General features: G+C 34.5%; 12 protein-coding genes. 2 read left to right on the top strand and 10 right to left on the bottom strand.

Features of this window, described 5'->3' with window-relative positions:
• Positions 1 to 39: 39 nt before the first annotated feature.
• Positions 40 to 1,461 (bottom strand): aldehyde dehydrogenase family protein, encoded by a 1,422-nt coding sequence (locus tag EP747_RS01300; RefSeq protein WP_129688173.1) that lies wholly within the window; start codon positions 1,459 to 1,461, stop codon positions 40 to 42.
• A gap of 461 nt (positions 1,462 to 1,922) precedes the next feature.
• On the opposite strand from EP747_RS01300, the gene EP747_RS01295 reads away from it, so the two are divergent.
• Complete coding sequence (locus tag EP747_RS01295; protein WP_129688172.1) at positions 1,923 to 2,933, top strand: LacI family DNA-binding transcriptional regulator; 1,011 nt, start codon at positions 1,923 to 1,925, stop codon at positions 2,931 to 2,933.
• 211 nt (positions 2,934 to 3,144) lie between these two features.
• On the opposite strand, the gene EP747_RS01290 is transcribed toward EP747_RS01295, so the two are convergent.
• The 9 genes from EP747_RS01290 to EP747_RS01250 form a co-directional block, all read right to left on the bottom strand.
• Positions 3,145 to 4,440, bottom strand: a complete 1,296-nt coding sequence (locus tag EP747_RS01290; RefSeq protein ID WP_129688171.1) for a uracil/xanthine transporter — start codon at positions 4,438 to 4,440, stop codon at positions 3,145 to 3,147.
• Positions 4,441 to 4,459: 19 nt separating this feature from the next.
• Complete coding sequence (locus EP747_RS01285) at positions 4,460 to 5,365, bottom strand: DMT family transporter (protein ID WP_129688170.1); 906 nt, start codon at positions 5,363 to 5,365, stop codon at positions 4,460 to 4,462.
• A gap of 392 nt (positions 5,366 to 5,757) precedes the next feature.
• On the bottom strand, positions 5,758 to 7,002 hold the full coding sequence (locus EP747_RS01280; protein WP_129688169.1) for an amidohydrolase: 1,245 nt from the start codon (positions 7,000 to 7,002) through the stop codon (positions 5,758 to 5,760).
• Between the two features lie 33 nt (positions 7,003 to 7,035).
• A complete protein-coding gene (locus EP747_RS01275) occupies positions 7,036 to 8,277 on the bottom strand; it encodes an amidohydrolase (RefSeq protein WP_129688168.1) in 1,242 nt (413 codons plus the stop codon).
• Positions 8,278 to 8,300: 23 nt separating this feature from the next.
• Entirely contained in the window at positions 8,301 to 9,572 is a 1,272-nt protein-coding gene (locus tag EP747_RS01270) for an amidohydrolase family protein (protein ID WP_419179230.1), read from the bottom strand.
• A 609-nt stretch (positions 9,573 to 10,181) separates the two neighbouring features.
• Positions 10,182 to 11,747, bottom strand: coding sequence for a glutathione ABC transporter substrate-binding protein (locus EP747_RS01265; RefSeq protein WP_129688166.1), 1,566 nt, complete (start codon positions 11,745 to 11,747; stop codon positions 10,182 to 10,184).
• Between the two features lie 116 nt (positions 11,748 to 11,863).
• The gene (locus tag EP747_RS01260) at positions 11,864 to 13,360 is read right to left on the bottom strand and encodes an amidohydrolase family protein (protein ID WP_129688165.1); all 1,497 of its coding nucleotides are present in this window, start codon (positions 13,358 to 13,360) and stop codon (positions 11,864 to 11,866) included.
• A gap of 31 nt (positions 13,361 to 13,391) precedes the next feature.
• A complete protein-coding gene (locus EP747_RS01255; protein WP_129688164.1) occupies positions 13,392 to 14,870 on the bottom strand; it encodes an amidohydrolase family protein in 1,479 nt (492 codons plus the stop codon).
• Between the two features lie 76 nt (positions 14,871 to 14,946).
• The gene (locus EP747_RS01250; RefSeq protein WP_129688163.1) at positions 14,947 to 16,503 is read right to left on the bottom strand and encodes a glutathione ABC transporter substrate-binding protein; all 1,557 of its coding nucleotides are present in this window, start codon (positions 16,501 to 16,503) and stop codon (positions 14,947 to 14,949) included.
• Positions 16,504 to 16,716: 213 nt separating this feature from the next.
• Between EP747_RS01250 and nikC the strand changes: the two genes are divergently transcribed.
• Positions 16,717 to 17,619 carry a nickel transporter permease gene (nikC, locus tag EP747_RS01245; RefSeq protein ID WP_129688162.1) on the top strand — a complete coding sequence of 301 codons (903 nt, stop codon included), beginning with the start codon at positions 16,717 to 16,719 and terminating at the stop codon, positions 17,617 to 17,619.
• The last annotated feature ends 11 nt before the right edge of the window (positions 17,620 to 17,630 follow it).

Genomic DNA, 17,630 nt, shown 5'->3' with positions numbered 1-17,630 from the left:
CACTTGAAAATTAAAATCATTTTAGTCGTTGCAAGTAATTTATCCCTTATGCCAAATAACCAGTTTCATTTCAGTCATCTCTTCAATTGCATATTTCAATCCTTCACGTCCTGTTCCACTTTCTTTTACGCCGCCATAAGGCATTTGATCAACACGGAACGTTGGGACATCATTAATAACTACTCCACCAACGTGCAATTCATCTGCTGCTTTCAGTGCATTGGAAACATTATTTGTGTATATTCCAGCTTGCAGCCCATATCGGGAATCATTCACAGCATCTATTGCTTCGTTAACTGATGATACTTTACAAATTGAAACAATTGGAGCAAAAACTTCATTACATGATACCTTCATGTTACTCGTTACATCTAAAATAACTGTTGGTTCAAGGATATTACCTTGCGCTTTACCACCTGAAGCAATAGTCGCACCCTGTGCTTTTGCTTCTTCGATCCAGCTTAAAGCACGATCCAAATCATTCGATGAAATAAGAGATGAAACATATGTTTCAGGATCTAGAGGGTCTCCTAGTTTAAGTTTGCTAGCCGCTTCTGCAAACTGCGAAACAAACTCATCATAGATTTTTTCGTGTACGTATATACGCTGTAAAGAGATGCATACTTGCCCTTGGTTCGAAAATGCACCCATTAAGCAACGATCAATTGTCTTTTTTACATCAATGCCCTCATCAATGATTAATGCTGCATTTGAACCTAGTTCAAGAGTTGTTTTCTTAAGCCCTGCCTTCGCCCGAAGTGCAATTCCAACTGAAGAGCTTCCTGTAAAAGTCACCATACTAACCAGATCACTTTCTACAATTACGTCACCTACCACTTTGCCTGGTCCCGTAACAATATTTAACGCACCGTCCGGGAGACCTGCCTTTTTGAACAAGTCAGCTATATAAAATGCAGAGAGTGGCGTTTGTGAAGCTGGCTTTAATACTACGGTATTCCCTGAAGCTATAGCAGGTCCCACTTTATGTGCAACTAGATTCATAGGAAAATTAAATGGAGTAATCGCTCCAATAACACCAATTGGATTTCGAACGGTGTATCCTATTTTTCCGACACCACTTACTGCCGCATCAAAGGGGATTGTTTCTCCATGAATTCGTTTAGCTTCTTCTGATGCAAATTTATAAGTTTCAATGGTTCTTATTACTTCTGCTTTAGCGAAGATAAGCGGTTTAGCTGATTCGAGAGCAATTACTTTCGCCGCTTCTTCTAAATTTTCTTCAAGAAGTTGCGAAACCTTCTCTAAAATGGCTGCTCGTTGATTAGAAGCCATTTTAGCCATTACTTCTTTAGCATCATAAGCTGCTTGTATTGCTTTTTGAGTTTGCTCTTTATTCGCTATTGAAATGTCTGAAATCTTTTCACTTGAATAGGGAGAAAGTAATTCTGAATAATGTTCTGTTTCCATATGTAGTCCGTTAATCCAAAGATTCTGTTTCATGTTTCCCTCCTAATTTATGAATACGTATTAATAATAAACTTCATGATAAATAAGTGTCAAACAATTTTTACTATTTAGCATTTTTTAAATATTTATTTTTCGACAAAAAATATAACCAATTTCCCTGATTATCAAAGTATGATTACAAATTATGATGATTTCGGTATGAACACCTTTGATCCAATCCTTTTTTATCAATATATTTGGCGATTTAATCTAAATAATAATTCCGTATTCATCCTTACTTCATGAATACGTATTCAAAAATCTCGTTTATTTCCATAAAAGTCCTAATCAAATTCTATTTTATTTGCTATAATGAGGAATAGTCTCTGAAAACTTACACAGTTTATGTTGGTTTTGGCAGTAAAAGGAATTCGTATATCAGATGTATTCATTGCCTTTTTCAAATTAATTTACTATTATTTCAATTTTTATTCTATGAGCTTGGAGTGATTTATTTGGTTTCGTCCCACGATGTTGCGAGGTTAGCTGGAGTCTCTCAATCTACTGTTTCTCGCGTATTAAATGGATCTAAAAATATCAAACAATCTACAGTAGCGAAAGTAGAGAGAGCAATTAAGGAATTAAACTACCATCCTAATATGATTGCTAGAAATCTCGTGAAAAAAAAAACCAACATGATTGCGTTAATCACAGGACATATTCACGATCCATTTTATGAAGAATCTACTCGCGGAATTGTATCTATTGCAGCAAAAAACGGATATAACGTGCTCGTTTATTTCCATAAAATGGATAACGATAAAATGCTTTATAACCAAGTTTTAAGTGCCCCTGTTGATGGAATTATAATGTCCTCTATTTTATTGAATGATTCTATTTTTCCCATTTTAGAAAGTTTGGAAGGCAAACCGTATGTGACGTTCAATCGGAAGCATTCGTGTGGGACAAACTATTTTGAGATTGATAACGTAAAAGCTGGAGAATTAATTACAGATCATATGATAGAATTAGGACATAAGAATCTAGCCTATATAGGTGGGCCACTACAAGCTTCTACTTTTTACGGTCGCTTAGAAGGATTTAAAATGGAGACTAGTAGACATAAATTAGCGGTTCGTGAAGACTGGATAAAAACAACCGATACAAGTGTAGAATCCATCGTACAAGCCTGCAAAGAGTTATTTTCAGATATAGAATATCCAACAGCCATTGTCGCTGCCACAGATGCTATCGCTTTAACATGTATGGATTTCCTACTTAGTAAAGGATTTAAAATACCGGAAGATATCAGCATTGGTGCAATTGACAATATCGAGTTTTCTGCCCATGCATCTATTCAATTAACAACAGTGGGAACTCATTTAAGTCAATCTCTAGGTAATCTGGCTATGGAACATCTAATTAATTTGATTGAAAATAAAGAGAAACAAATTAATTCTGTATCAACTACAATCAAACCTCATTTAATTGTTAGACGTTCAACTGGAAAACCTAGAATAAAATAGATTCTAGAAGTGAAACTATTTTAACAAGAAATAGGGACGTGAATAACTAACGTCTTCGATTTTCTATCCATTTAAAATCAGCCTATCATTTGTTCAACTATCAAATGGGTTAGTTGCATAAGGGTATATATTTTAAAAGTTTAATCTAATTGCGATTAGAAGTAAGAACCGCATTTAAATAGGCTCGGGTATATTTTCCCCGAGCCATTTTTTATCCTTTTACCTTCTCAAACTGATTCCAGTTAATCGATTTCTCTAATAAAATTGAAAGAATTACACCCATAATTAGTCCATTTGTTAAAAATGGTTGAACAATCATTGGTAGATTTCCAAATGTTCCAGGAGCAATATTCATTAAGCTTACCCCAACTAAAACAGGAGCTGCCAGTCTAAAAATTGTATCTGATGTAAATACTTTTCCATTTGTACTACTAAATGCTGTTCCAAACAATTGAAGATATGCAACAAATAATACTGCATTTCCAACTGTCACAGGCATAGTTGCTAAAAATGAAATTAATGGTGGAAGTACGCCAATTATTGCTAGCAGTGCTCCCCCATATATAAATGGTTTTCTTTCATATATTTGTGTACTTTGCAAAAATCCAAGTGATGATGTAAATGGAGTGTATGGAACAATTCCAAATAATGCAGCAATAATTGTGAAGCTACCTGTGAAAAATAGTGAAAAACGATATTGTTTTGTATTTGCTTCTTCTTTTAATAAATCAGACGCAGCTTTAATTGATGCAAATGTATTACTTAAATTCATAATTCCTGCAAAAAATGAGATCGCGATTATACCTATTTCTAAATTAGGTGCTCCTAAAGGGAATAAAGAAAATTGAGCACTTGCTGCCCCTACTTCTTTTGCATCTGATCCAAATAAAATCGAGTAGAATAACCACCCTACGATAATGCCAATTAATATTGAAAAATTGCTAATAATACGAGAACCTTTTAATTTTAAAATACTAACAAATAATACGATGCATAAAGAAAGTATACTGGTTGATATACTGATTTCACCTTTACTCGTAATTCCAAGCATTCCTTTAAAGAATACAAATATAAGCTGAAATGAAAGTAAAAATAAATAAACTGTCATAACCATTGGGGTAAAGATTTTTTGAAGAAATGAAATCATATTAAATGCAGATAAAAGTAATGTGACAATACCTGCTGCAATAAATCCTGTTGCCATTCCTCCTCCAATTTCTGTATAACTTAACCCAAAAGCAGAGGCTGATAACCCTAGATTCAGCATAACTCCCCATAATAAACCAGAATGACCCTCCATGACAGGATATTTATGACCAATCCATCCTTGTAAAACGGATGCAATACCAGTGAAGATCAGTGAACTTCTGATGGTACTTTCAATAACATCTGAAGGCAAATGAAATGCAGCTCCTATTGATATGGGGACTACAATCGTATTCGCAAAAATAAAAAATAGCCATTGAACCGATGAAAAAAGAGTAGTAGAAACTCTCACGTTTTTCATAGTTTCCTCCTCCTCTTACTTAAAAATTCTTTGTGTCTTCTATATAGACTTGGTCTTTAATCGCCTTTTTCCATTTTAATGAAGTTGAAAGAAAAACACCAATAATAATGAGTGCTCCACCTAAAAACTGAGATGAAGTAATATGATTTTTTAAAACAATCAATCCAACTAGCATTGCAACAAAGGGTTCTAAGTTAAGAAACATAGCCGCTTTTGATGCTCCGACAATTTGAATTTGATGATTCCAAATTAAAGTACAAATCCCATGCATAACAATCGCTGTTACAATTAATAGTATCCAAGGCATCACATCCTTACTCAATGCCCTAGTTGTTTCTGAAAAAAGCACAATCGGTAATAAACCTCCAAAACCAATAAAATTCGAGTAAAGCGTAATTGTGGTGGATTCATAGCTTTCCGTTAGCTTTTTAATCATAATAATTGAGATTGAAAACGTGAGCATTGTTAGAAAAATCCAAATCAAGCCAATTGTAATTTGAAGTTTTTGTCCGTTTGTAATTACAAAAAAGACACCTATAAAAGCTATAATTGAACCTAATACAAAACCTTTTGTTAGTCTTTCTTTTAAAAATATTGAAGCTAAAAAAGATGTAGTAAGAGGAGCAAGCGCAAGTATTAATGCAGAAGTTGTAGGATGGGTTGTTTCTAAAGCGGAATAAAATGACCATTGATTAATACAAGTACCAATTAACCCTAGTAAAATAATCATAAACCAATCTTTTGTTTTAATCTTTTTCCACTTTTTCTTCATTAATCCATAGAAAGCCATAAATAGTAATATAAAGCACAATCTTAACGCTGACAAAAAAACTGGTGGAAATTCTTTTACTAGGATTGAACCAAAAATAAAATTACTTCCCCAACAGATTACACAAAAAAGTAATAATAGATAAGAACGAACCATTTTACAGCCTGCTTTCTCGAATTATTTTAAAGAAAACTCGTCGACTGACGAGCCTTTAGGCGAAGACAGAGGCGTAGTTGCATTTATACTTAATTCCTAAAATTGGCTACGACGTCGAATAATCTTCCTAATTCCCAATTTATCCTTTCTTTAAAGTGAATAAATGAAAAAGGAAATCTAGAAAATTCTAGAGATCCTTTTTCTTCTATTATTTAGGCTTTTTACAAAGCTTTGTTCCTATTTTTCCGGACAGGATAGGTAGTTTAAAGTCCATTGTTTGGATGTTTATTTTCCTTGGGGAGGCTTTTGGCATCCATTTTTAATCTAAGCTAAGTGGGCTTAGCTAAAAGCCCACTTAACTTTTCCCTATCCCATTCTTTCTAATTGTTCTATTATTTACGAATCAATCTTTCTTCACTTAAGGAACCACTAACGACCTTCCCGTTATAAATTACTGCTTTACGATTTGCGCGCCTAGCAACAGCCTCGGCTGAACAGCTTGCATCTACCAATACTAGATTTGCCAAATCTCCTATTTTTGGCCATACTTGGTTTCCATTAATATCTAATGGAGTTTTTCCACCTGTAATATATTTTAATGTTTGCGCTAAAGATACTTCATCAATCCATCTAAAGCGTTCAGCTAGTCTTCCCGCTCTTTCAAGAATATCGCCTGTTCCGAGTGGAGACCAAACATCAAAAATATTATCATTACCTACAGCTACCTCTACTCCGCGTTCATTTAGTAAATCCACTGGAGGCATTTGTCTATTAATAGGTACACTTGTGACAATCGAAATTCCTGCATCTCTAAAGCTATTTGCCAGGTCAAATGCCTCTTCCCTTGGGACATCTCCTATACCAAATGCATGACTGATTGCTACTCTTCCTTCCCAGCCTGCTTGCTTAGTAAATTCTACTATGCGTTTCATCGTAAAAGTGCCGAGATGACCTGGATCATGTAAATGAATATCAATATCTGCATCAGCTTCAACTGCTAAATTATAAAGTTGATATAGTGATTCTTCAATATTTTGGTCTACAATAGCAGGATCAACTGAGCCAACAATTCCTGCTCCATTTCTTAAAGCTTCTCTCACATAATTGAAAGCATTTGACCTTAATAATCCATGCTGAGCAAATGCAACAACTTCGGAACTAAGTTGGTTCGAATAATTAGTTAATGCTTGTTCGACTTGCTCTAAATTTCTTATTCCAACCTCTGGGTAAATATCAACATGTGTTCTCACATGTGTAGAGCCTGAAGCTAAAAGGATTTCAAGTAAAGCTTCTGCACGCTCCTTCGTACTTGAAGCAATTGTCGGTAAAACCATTTTTTCATTTTCAAATCGATCAATCACACTAGAAGTTGGAGTACAAGCTCTCCAAACATCTCCCATTAACGTTTTATCAAGATGTACATGCTTTTCAATAAAAGAAGGTAAAACGAGTAATCCGTCTGCATCTTGAACTGTAAATTCACTAGTAATAGCTGTTTCATCTTTTGTTATTCGAGTGATTTTTCCATTTTCAATTAATAGATGAAATAATTCAGTAGCAGTACCAATCACTTTTCCGTCTTCTTTTTCAAACCCAATTTCTAATCGAGCATTTTTTAACCAATAGCTAGATTTCATGAATTTCACCTCTTCTTGTAATCTATTGTTACTTTATTTCAAAGCTGCTTCGTAATCCAGTCCACCATAAACAATATTTCCATTAGCAATTACAGCAGCACGTTTTGCTCGTCTTGCTACAGCCTCAGCAGAACATGATGCATCTACTAAAACCACGCTTGCTTCATCTCCAACCTTTGGCCATAACTGGTTACCTTTTTCATCAAGAGTCTTTATACCACCAGTTATAAATTGCAACGTTTGAGATAGCCCGTATTCATCTTTCCAATTGTATCTCTCAGCTAATCTTCCAGCTTTTTCTAACATATCTCCTGTTCCATGTGGAGACCAAGAATCATAGAAACCATCACAACCTAAAGCAACTTGTACACCTTTTGAATGTAGTAAATCAACAGGAGGCATTACTCTGTTAATCGGAACAGTCGACATAATCGATACGTTTAAGCTTGCTAGTTTACTAGCCATTTCAACTGATTCATTTTTCGGTACGTCACCTAGCGCAAATGCATGACTTATTGCTACGCGATTATACCAACCAGCTTGTTCAATAAATGAAACTAGTTTTTGTATTGTATAAAAACCAAGATGGCCCGGGTCATGAATATGAATATCTATATCAGCATCAAATTGTACTGCTAGATCAACCATTTCAAATAATGAAAGTTCAATATTTTGATCAATACCACCAGGATCTAATCCTCCGACAATCGTTGCTCCCTCTCTCATCGCTGTTTTCATAAATGATTTGCTATTTGTTCGAAGTAATCCATGCTGAGGAAAAGCAACAATTTCGTGGGTCATTTTATCTTTATACGTATAAAGTGCTTTTTGAATTTCTTCTAAATTTTTCAAGCCAATATACGGATCAATATTAACATGTGTTCGAACATGGGTTGCGCCACCTTTTAATAATAGATGTAGCATTTGTTCAGCACGATGTTGACCTGTTTCAGCTAGTTCAACAAGTTCGGCCGCTTCTAAATTTAATCTCTCTACTAAATTTGCAGCAGGAATACAAGCCTTCCATGGAAGTCCAAGATAAGTCTTATCTAAATGATTATGCATTTCTTTAAAAGTAGGTAAAGCAAGTAAATTTTTTGCGTCCTGGACTGGTAAATCTGTTTGTAATGGAAAATTAGCCAATTGTAATTGTTCAATTTTCCCATCATTAATTAGTAAATTGTAAAGAGTAGTCTCAGTACGATCAATTTTTCCATTTTCAAATACAAATCCGCTATCAAGTTTTACATTCTTAAGCCAATATGATTGATTCATCTCATCACTCTCTTTAATAAAACTTAAACTGTTGTTGATTCAAGATTAGAAATTGAACCACTTACAACATTACCTTTAAAAATAACTGCAGCTCGTTTTGCTCGTCTCGCAACTGCTTCAGCTGTGCAAGTAGCTTCTACAAGTACGATATTTGCTTCATCGCCTACATTTGGCCATGCTCTTTCACCCTCATTATTTAAAGGAGTTACTCCGCCTGTAATAAATCCAAGACTATTAGCAAGTGTTTTTTCTTCAATATATCTAAATCTTTCAGCAAGTCGTCCAACTTTTTCAAGATTATCGCCAATTCCAAATGGAGTCCAATGATCTGTAATGCTGTCATTGCCTAGTTCGACTTTTACGCCTTTTTCACTTAGTAAAGGAATTGGAATTGTTCTAAAAATTGGAACCGTAGAAGTAATCGAAATTCCTAAATCAGCAAATCTCTCAGCAATTGCAGTCGCATCTGGAACAGAAAGATCTGCTAAACCACTTGCATGACTTACTGTAACTCTTCCTTGCCATCCTGCTTTTTCAGTTAATGTTGCTAATCTTTGCATTGTAAATAATCCAAGATGATCTGGGTCATGTAAATGAACATCGATATCAGAATTTGATTCAACTGCTATCTCCATAATCGTCTCAAGTGAACGTTCGATGTTTTCATCGATTGAAGCTGGATCAACTCCACCTACTAGATTTGCTCCATATTTCATTGCTTCTCTTACTAGTTCGACAGAATGACTTCTTAAAAGTCCATGTTGTGGAAATGCAACAATTTCATGTGTTAATTTATCTTTATATCCTTCTAAAGCTTGTAAAGTTGCTTCTAAGTTTTTTAATCCGATAACTGGATCAATATTACAATGTGTACGAATGTGAGTAGTACCGTAACTTAATAATAGATCTAGCATCTTTTCTGCTCTTTCTTTAGCCGTTGGTAATAATTTTGGTAATAAAATTTGTTCTTCTTCAATACGTGTTTTTACACCATTTGTTGCTGGCATACACGCCTTCCATGGTCCACCATAATAAGTTTTATCAATATGAATATGCATTTCTTTAAATGAAGGAACCATTAGAAGGCCTTGCACATCATATTGAGGCAATTGATCTGTAATTAAATCACTAACTAATTGAATAGAAGCAATTTTTCCATTTTCAATTTTAACATTGTACTTTCCAGTTGCAGTTCCGTTGATAACTTCATTGTCATTATAAGTAAAACCATTTTCCAGACTCACATTTGTTAACCAATACGATTTTGACAATATACTCACCCTTCCATCCCACATTAAATTTTGATTCTATTTAATTATAAGTCTGTTTGAAATATTTTGATTTTAGTATGTTTACATATTTTTAAGTTATTTTTACTAATTGTCTAAGTCAATCAATGTAAAGTAAACCTTTTTTAAATAAGTTTGCGTTGGTTGATTTCCACTACAGGATGCTCGCTTTCCATGGGGCGAGACCTGAGACTCCTCGGCGCGCGCCTGTGGGGTCTCAGGCCTCCCGCATATCCCATAGGAGTCGAGCATCCTTCCGTTCCAATCAACTTATTCATAAAAAAAACAGTTAATCTTTAAAGTACTTTAGTATAAGCTTTCAAAGGAAGTTCTAGTAAAAAAGCCCATCTTCAATACAAATCAAGAAAGCTGCAATTATGTCATGAATCAGAAAAAATATAGTAAAAGATCAAAAAAATAGATTAAATTATTTTAAAAATCTAAAAACAAAAATTAAAATTCTATAATCGTGTTTAAGAATAGTCTAAACTTTTTATCAAAAAATTTTTAACCGCTACATTAACCAAAATAAACTCTATATCAAAAGATAAATTTCTACATGCAAGAAAGTTCACCCCTAAATAAGGATGAACTTTCACTTGCAGAAAAATCAGATTATTTAATTGTCACATCATTAATCTCTAAATAGCCTGAAGGGCTGATTGAGAAGCCTTTTACATTTTTCGAGATTGCAGCGACATTTTCAATTACTCTTACAGGAATATAAGGTGAATCATCCATTTCAATTTCTTGTGCTTTTGCGTAAATTTCTTTACGTTTTGCTTCGTCTTTTTCTTTTCTTCCAGAGTTAATTAATTCATCAACTTTTGGATTGCTATAGAAGAATGTGTTTCCGGCAGCGCCGCGTGAGTCTGAGTGGAATAGGTTGTACTGATTGTAATCAGCATCTCCTGTTGCGTTTCTCCAGCTAATAATAAACATTTCTGATTGACCGTTATTAACTTTTTCAACGAACGAACCGTATTCCATCACTTGTACTTTTAAATTAATGCCAATTCCTTTTAATTGTGATTGAATAACTTCTGCTAAATTTACTCGTTCTTTACTATCCATCGTTAGGATCGTTGCATCAAATCCATCAGGATAACCAGCTTCTGTTAATAGTTTCTTAGCTTCTTTTAAATTGTAATTGTATGCTTTTAATTGCTCATCGTATCCGAATACTTTTGAGCCCATTGCTGAATTCGCTTTTTTACCGACATTGTTAAATACACCTTTAATAATCGAATCCATTTCAACTGCATGAGCGATTGCTTTACGTACACGTACGTCATTAAACGGCTTTTTTGTTACATTGAATCCAATATACTCTGTTCCGTAGCCTTCACTTCGGTACACTTCCATAGCCGAGGATGATTCAACTTGATTCATAACTGCTATTGGGAGTGGTTCTGCAATTTGAGCTTCTCCTGTTTCAATCATTGAAATTCTTGTTAAGTCTTCTGGAACAACCTTGAACTCAACCTTGTCAATCTTTGGTTTTTTCCCCCAGTAATCTTCATTTTTAACTAATGTAATTTCCTGACCTGGGGACCATGATTTAAATTTAAAAGGACCTGTTCCATTTGGTTCTTGAATAATATTCTTACCATATTTATCGATTGTTTTAGGGCTAATAATTCCACCTTCATGGTTTGCTAAAATTGAAAGTAGAGGCGCGAAAGGCTCACTTAAAATAAATTGAACTGTATATTCATCTACTACTTTTACTTCTTTGACCATTTTAAATACAACAGCTCTTGGTGAAGCAACTTTAGGATCTAATAAACGATCAAATGTTTTCTTTACAGCCTCTGCATTAAATGGTGTACCATCGTGAAACTTCACATCATGTCGTAGTTTAAATTCCCAATTTGTATCATTGATTTGATTCCATGACTCTGCTAGCATTGGTTGAATTTCGTTATTACTATCTCGCTGGACTAGACCTTCATAAATTTTATGATGGGTAACGCTTGCTGCATTTATTGTAGACATAAATTGCTGATCTAAATTTTCGGCATCTGATAACCGAGCAATTACTAGCGTGCTTCCTCCTTTTGAATCATTTGCTTGTCCATTTGCTTTCGTACCTACGTCTTGATTAGATGAACATCCTGTAATTGTGACCGCAGAAAATAGTACTAGAAAAAATTTACCTATTCCCGATTTTAGTTTCAATGGCACTGCCTCCCTGTTTAAAGTTTGTCTTACAAATATTTATCTAATTATATAAAATATTCTGATAATTATTTTTGAATATCTTTACCTGTTTTTTCAGTTTCTTTACTTATTTTTCAATTATTTGACTTTGCTTCTAGTTCTTTAATTGATTCAAGCCTTTTAAAAGATGGTGGAAATAGATCATTTTCAGGAAGTTGTTCGTAATCTCTTTCCATATACCCTCTTCTCATCTTATTAAAATACACTTGGCCTTTTTGTTTTAATACCTCCATATCAAGATTAGGAATTACTTGATCTTGCATCACAATTCTTCCATTTATAATTGATAGTTTTACATCTCTACCTGAACCACTTACAAACATTGTGCGAATTGGATCATCAATAACGCCCATATGGAATCCATCTAAATCAATCGCAATGATATCCGCCTTTGCTCCTATAGCAATTCGACCTATATCTTCACGATTAAGAAATGCCGCTGCTCCTAGAGTGATAGAATTGAAGAAATCAGCGTATGTAGAACCTTCAACTTCTTTTTCTACAAATCTTGAAAGCATACTACCAGTACGTACATTTTGAAAAATATCTGGAGGGAAAGTATCGGTACCTAATGCAATATTGATTCCCTCCTTCCTATATTTTGCATACGATTCAAGACCTTCTCCGTGTCTTCCTATAATAAGTGGACAATGGATAACAGTAGTATTTGTTTCTTTCAGGAGTGAAATGTCATTATCAATATTGTAATTCGCTCCACTATAACCTGATACAAAATGAGCGTGTGGTATTCCTGTATTTGGACCTAAGAATCCAAGATTATATAAATATTTAATTGGTGTAACTCCGTGTTCTTTTAAGATTGTATTAAATTCAAAACTTCCTTGCGCAGCATGGAGCTTGATTGGAACGTTCAATTTGTCACTGTAATATTTTGTTTTTATCAAAATTTCTTCAGTCTGTGATTCTATTCTTTCTGGAGCTAACATCCCTCTGACTAATCCATCAAATGCACCATCGAAGGTTTTAATAAACTTTATTGCTCTTTCTAATCCTTCCTCGCCAGCTTTTTCATCCCAATGAATTTTAACCTTTCCATCTGGTTCGACTACTCTGATTCCAGCTTGATAGCTTGGTCCAAGGTAAATTCTCAACCCTAGTTTTCCCGCATGATTCGCTGCAGCTTCTAACTCTTCAAAAGTTTCAGCCCAATTTTTGTAAAAAACGGATGTAATCGGCATAGCAGTAGTAATTCCATTTAAAATAAGTTGAGAATATGCATATAAAGATTTAAATGCTTCTTCCTCCTCACTCATTAGCTCATGATGCCCACTCTTTACAAACTCCTCAGACCAAAGGAGGTTTTTTTGTCTATTTGAATTAGCTTCTAAATGCAAAATATCATGGTCAATGTCACCTAGCGCATTTAAATCAATAAAACCAGGACTAAGGATCGCATTTCCAACGTCAATTACTTGTTCTACTACTTCCGTATAGTTTTTTCCAACAAACAAAATTGTATCTTTTTCATATACAATCTCTGCATTTTCCAATATGACATGTTCTCTTCCGTCAAAACCAATTACATATCTTCCCTTTAGCTTCGTTTTCATTTTTTCTCCCTTCGATTTTGAAAAATTTATTTTAGTTTTCAACATATCTCATCTCGTCAACGTAGGCACGGGCATGACCCCAGAAATACTTTGTAGGTTGCATATATTTTTCTAATCCAGCTCGTTTAATCGTTGCAAAAGCTTCTTCATTTGCTTCATTTAATACAGTGCTTTCATGAACGGTATGTACATTTCTGCCTTCCATAATAAGTTTTCCATCAACAATCACGTGGTCTACATCATTTGCCACTGCTTGAAATACTAAACGATGAACATGCATATACTCTGGAGTCAAATGTGGTTGATGAAGATTAACTGTGATAACATCTGCTTTTTTTCCAATCTCAAGTGAACCAATTTCATCATCCCAGCCAATACATTTTGCTGCATCAATCGTGATCATTTCTAAAAGTTTGCCAGGTGGTAAATAGTAATAGTCTCTGAGCGCTGCTTGATGTACAAACTGTGTTTTCCTCATTGCTTGGAATAAATCAAAGCTCGTAGATGGTGAGGTACCATCCGTAGAAATCGCAACAGTTGCTCCCATTTCAATTAATTCCGTGATTGGTGTACGTGCATTAACTTGTCCAAAACCTGGAGAAGCACTAATATTTGTACCAGTTTCAGCTAATATTTTGGCTTCGTCGAATGAAATTCCTCGACAATGCTGAAGATGGACATCAGGACCTAATAGCGCATTTTCTTTATCTTGAATTGCTAAATGAATCATTCCACCAAATGCATCTGAGTGAATTCTTGTATTATATTTCCTAGCAATCTCTCTTATTTTTTTAGCTTGATAAAGATCATGTTTTGTTAAACCGTATAGTCGATCTGGAGATGTTGGATTTGATGGGTCAACAGACGTGACGATAACAAATGGCGTAATAAAGGCTCTCGTTCTGTCTTCATTCGCATGATTCAAAGCTTCAATAACCGCTTCTGCTCCTTTTAACACTTCTTCATAAGTAACTTCTTTTTCAATTCTTTTCCCATCAACCCATCTACTAAATGAATGTGGCCAAGGTGGGTTACACGGACCTGTACAAACTACTTCACGAACTCCTACTTCGTTGTAAGCTCTCGCATGGTTTATAGCAAATATTGGATCATCAGATCTTGGCACTGATCCTAACACACTAACTCCTGTTGTAATTCCCGCTTTTAATCTTTCAAGTGCAGATAGCTTTCCTTCGTAATACCAAAAATCATCCGTCACATAATGCTTATATGTGTTTGTCATAATCGGCATCCAAAAATCGATATTCTCCATCGCAATTGTTTTAAACATCGAATGACCACCATGACCATGAACATCTATTAATCCAGGTAAAATACATTGATGACTACAATCAATTACTTTTTTAGCCTCATACTTAGTTTTCAAGTTTTCAGTCAAATCAACATCTACAATTCTCCCATTATGAATTGCAACGGAGCCATTTTCGATAATTCTTCTTTCTGTGTCCATTGTGATAACGGTTCCATTTACTAATAACAAATCAATCATTTTTTTTCCTCCTATTGCAAACTTCTCCTTAAAAGCTGAAACAGCATAATTTAATTATGCTGTTTCATTGAATTACTTATTTCACTGTTACATCATCAAGCATTAAATAACTTGCTGGGTTTAACCAAAGTCCTTTAACTGATGAGCCAGTAACTGCTAAATGCTCATAGTTGCGAATAGGTACATATGGTACATCTTTGTTTTCCATTTCCTGTGCCTGAGCATAAAGTTCTTTACGTTTTTCAGAATCCGCTTCTTGACGAGCTGATTCAATTAATTTATCAACTTCTGGGTTACTATAGAATGAACTATTTCCTGCTGCGCCTTGGGATTTACTATCAAATAAGTTAAATTGGTTATAGTCCCCATCACCAGTAGCATTTCCCCATCCACCAATCGCAACTTGATGTTCACCTTTCGCGATTGTATCAATATAAGCTCCGTATTCAAGAACTTGGATTTTTACATTAATACCAATACCTTTTAATTGTGATTGAATTACTTCAGCCATATTTATTCTTTCTTTACGGTCACTAGTGGTAAGTGTAAATGTTAGGCCATCTTTAATTCCTGCTTCTTTTAATAGCTTCTTAGATTCATTAATATCGTAATCATAACCTTTAATATTCGGATCATATCCAAATACTTTTGGACTCATTGTTGAATTCGCTTTTGTTCCTACATCGTTATATACGCCTTTAATAATTGAATCTACTTCAATTGCATGTGCAATTGCTTTACGAACACGAACATCATCAAATGGTTTTTTCTTTGTATTGAAGCTTAAATACTCGACAGCTAGTCCATCTGTACGGTATAAATCCATTGTGTCAGAAGCTTCAATACGATCGATTTCTGTTACAGGCACTTGGTCAGTTACATGCGCTTCACCAGTTTCAATCATCGCTAGTCTTGTAGCATCTTCAGGAACTACTTTAAAGACTACACCATCAATTTTAGGTTTATTTCCCCAGTAATCTTTATTTTTTTCAATTTTAATTTCTTCACCTGATTTCCAAGATTTAAATACATATGGACCAGTTCCAACTGGATTTTGTCCAATTTTATCACTGTTTTCTTTAATTGATTTTGGACTAATAATACTTCCTTCATTACTCATTAAAATTGATAAAAGTGGAGCATATGGGTATTTCAAAATAAATTGAACAGTTGAATCGTCTACCACTTTAACTTCTTTTATCATTTCAAATTTACCAGCCTGAGGTGATGCAGTTTTTGGGTCAAGTACTCGATCAAAATTTGTTTTAACTGCATCTGCATTAAATGGTGATCCATCCTGGAACTTAACGCCTTGTCGTAATTTGAACTCCCAAGTCACGTTATCTACTTGCTTCCATTCTGTTGCTAAAAGAGGTTGTGGCTCCATATTTTTATCTGGTTCAACTAATGTTTCATATACTTTTTCATAAACAACGTTTGCTGATGGTATATCAGTAATAAAATGTGGATCTAGTGTAGTCGCATCAGATAGTCTAGCTACGACTAAAGTTCCCCCTGCTTTTGCTTTTGTACCTGTTGTACTACTGCTTGTTTGGTCAGATGTACAACCTGCAAGCGCAGTAGAAATTGTTAATAATGATGCAAATAATACTCCAGCTGTCTTTTTCTTCATTGTTTTTCTTCCTCCTCTTTATACTTGCCCTATGATTCTCTTATTCACCATTTTTTTTGAGTACGTTAGGCTTATTCAAATTATAAAAAAAAATAAAATTTTATATTTTCAGAATCTTTACTCGTTTTTTAATTATCTTTACTGCTTTTCCGCATTATATTTACTTCAATTCCAATTTTGAATAAATTTAAACAAAGAAAAGGGGGAAAATTAATGAAACCAGAGGTTGTATTGAATAACAATGACATCAAATTAGAAAAAAAAGAATCTCAAAAACTAAAAAGATGGAAAGTATTTTATAAGAAGTTTAAAAAAAATAAATTGGCACTTGTTGGAGGATATATAGTACTTTTTTATATTTTAGTAGCTATTTTTGCACCACTCATTTCGCCGAAGGATCCTTTTGCAATTGATTTAATGAACAAGCTGCAAACTCCTTCACTAGAACATTGGATGGGAACAGATGATAAAGGAAGAGATATTTTAAGCAGAATCATTTATGGAAGTCGTCTATCAATTTCTGTCGGCTTCATATCTGTCTTATTTGGAGCAATTTTCGGAATCACTCTCGGGTTATTAGCAGGTTATTACGGAAAATGGGTCGACACAATTATTATGAGGGTTGTTGATGTTTTACTAGCGTTCCCTGGAATTTTATTAGCACTTGCGATTATTAGTGCACTTGGTCCTAGTCTTATTAATGTAATGGTTGCTGTTGGAATCTTTTCAATACCAACGTTTGCACGAATCGTTAGAGGATCTACATTATCCGTTAGAAAGCTTGAGTATATAGATGCAATTCGTTCATTAGGTGCAACTGATGCAACAATCATTTTCAAACATATTTTTCCGAATATTCTTTCACCAATAATTGTCCAAGCTACGTTAAAACTTGCAACAGCGATTTTATCAGCAGCTGGCTTATCATACCTCGGATTAGGTGCCCAGCCTCCATCTCCAGAATGGGGAGCAATGCTAAGTAGTGGACGTGATTATTTATTCACTGCACCCCACATTGCCTTATTTCCGGGTATTGCCATTTCAACATTAGTTTTAGGATTTAATATTTTCGGGGATGGACTAAGAGATGCTCTTGATCCAAGGATGAAAAAATAAGGAGGAAAGTA

It is taken from the genome of Gottfriedia acidiceleris, from assembly GCF_004138285.1.
GTDB classification, from domain to species: Bacteria; Bacillota; Bacilli; order Bacillales; family Bacillaceae_G; genus Gottfriedia; species Gottfriedia acidiceleris_A.
The sequence above is the reverse complement of the archived record's forward strand: the minus strand, read 5'-3'. Positions and strand labels throughout refer to the sequence as shown.

Bases quoted from the DNA above. Each gene is read 5' to 3' on its own strand.
- nikC (WP_129688162.1), top strand. From the start codon at position 16,717: ATGAAACCAGAGGTTGTATTGAATAACAATGACATCAAATTAGAAAAA.
- EP747_RS01275 (WP_129688168.1), bottom strand. From the start codon at position 8,277: ATGAATCAATCATATTGGCTTAAGAATGTAAAACTTGATAGCGGATTT.
- EP747_RS01260 (WP_129688165.1), bottom strand. From the start codon at position 13,360: ATGAAAACGAAGCTAAAGGGAAGATATGTAATTGGTTTTGACGGAAGA.
- EP747_RS01280 (WP_129688169.1), bottom strand. From the start codon at position 7,002: ATGAAATCTAGCTATTGGTTAAAAAATGCTCGATTAGAAATTGGGTTT.
- EP747_RS01300 (WP_129688173.1), bottom strand. From the start codon at position 1,461: ATGAAACAGAATCTTTGGATTAACGGACTACATATGGAAACAGAACAT.
- EP747_RS01255 (WP_129688164.1), bottom strand. From the start codon at position 14,870: ATGATTGATTTGTTATTAGTAAATGGAACCGTTATCACAATGGACACA.
- EP747_RS01270 (WP_419179230.1), bottom strand. From the start codon at position 9,572: ATGTGGGATGGAAGGGTGAGTATATTGTCAAAATCGTATTGGTTAACA.
- EP747_RS01250 (WP_129688163.1), bottom strand. From the start codon at position 16,503: ATGAAGAAAAAGACAGCTGGAGTATTATTTGCATCATTATTAACAATT.
- EP747_RS01290 (WP_129688171.1), bottom strand. From the start codon at position 4,440: ATGAAAAACGTGAGAGTTTCTACTACTCTTTTTTCATCGGTTCAATGG.
- EP747_RS01285 (WP_129688170.1), bottom strand. From the start codon at position 5,365: ATGGTTCGTTCTTATCTATTATTACTTTTTTGTGTAATCTGTTGGGGA.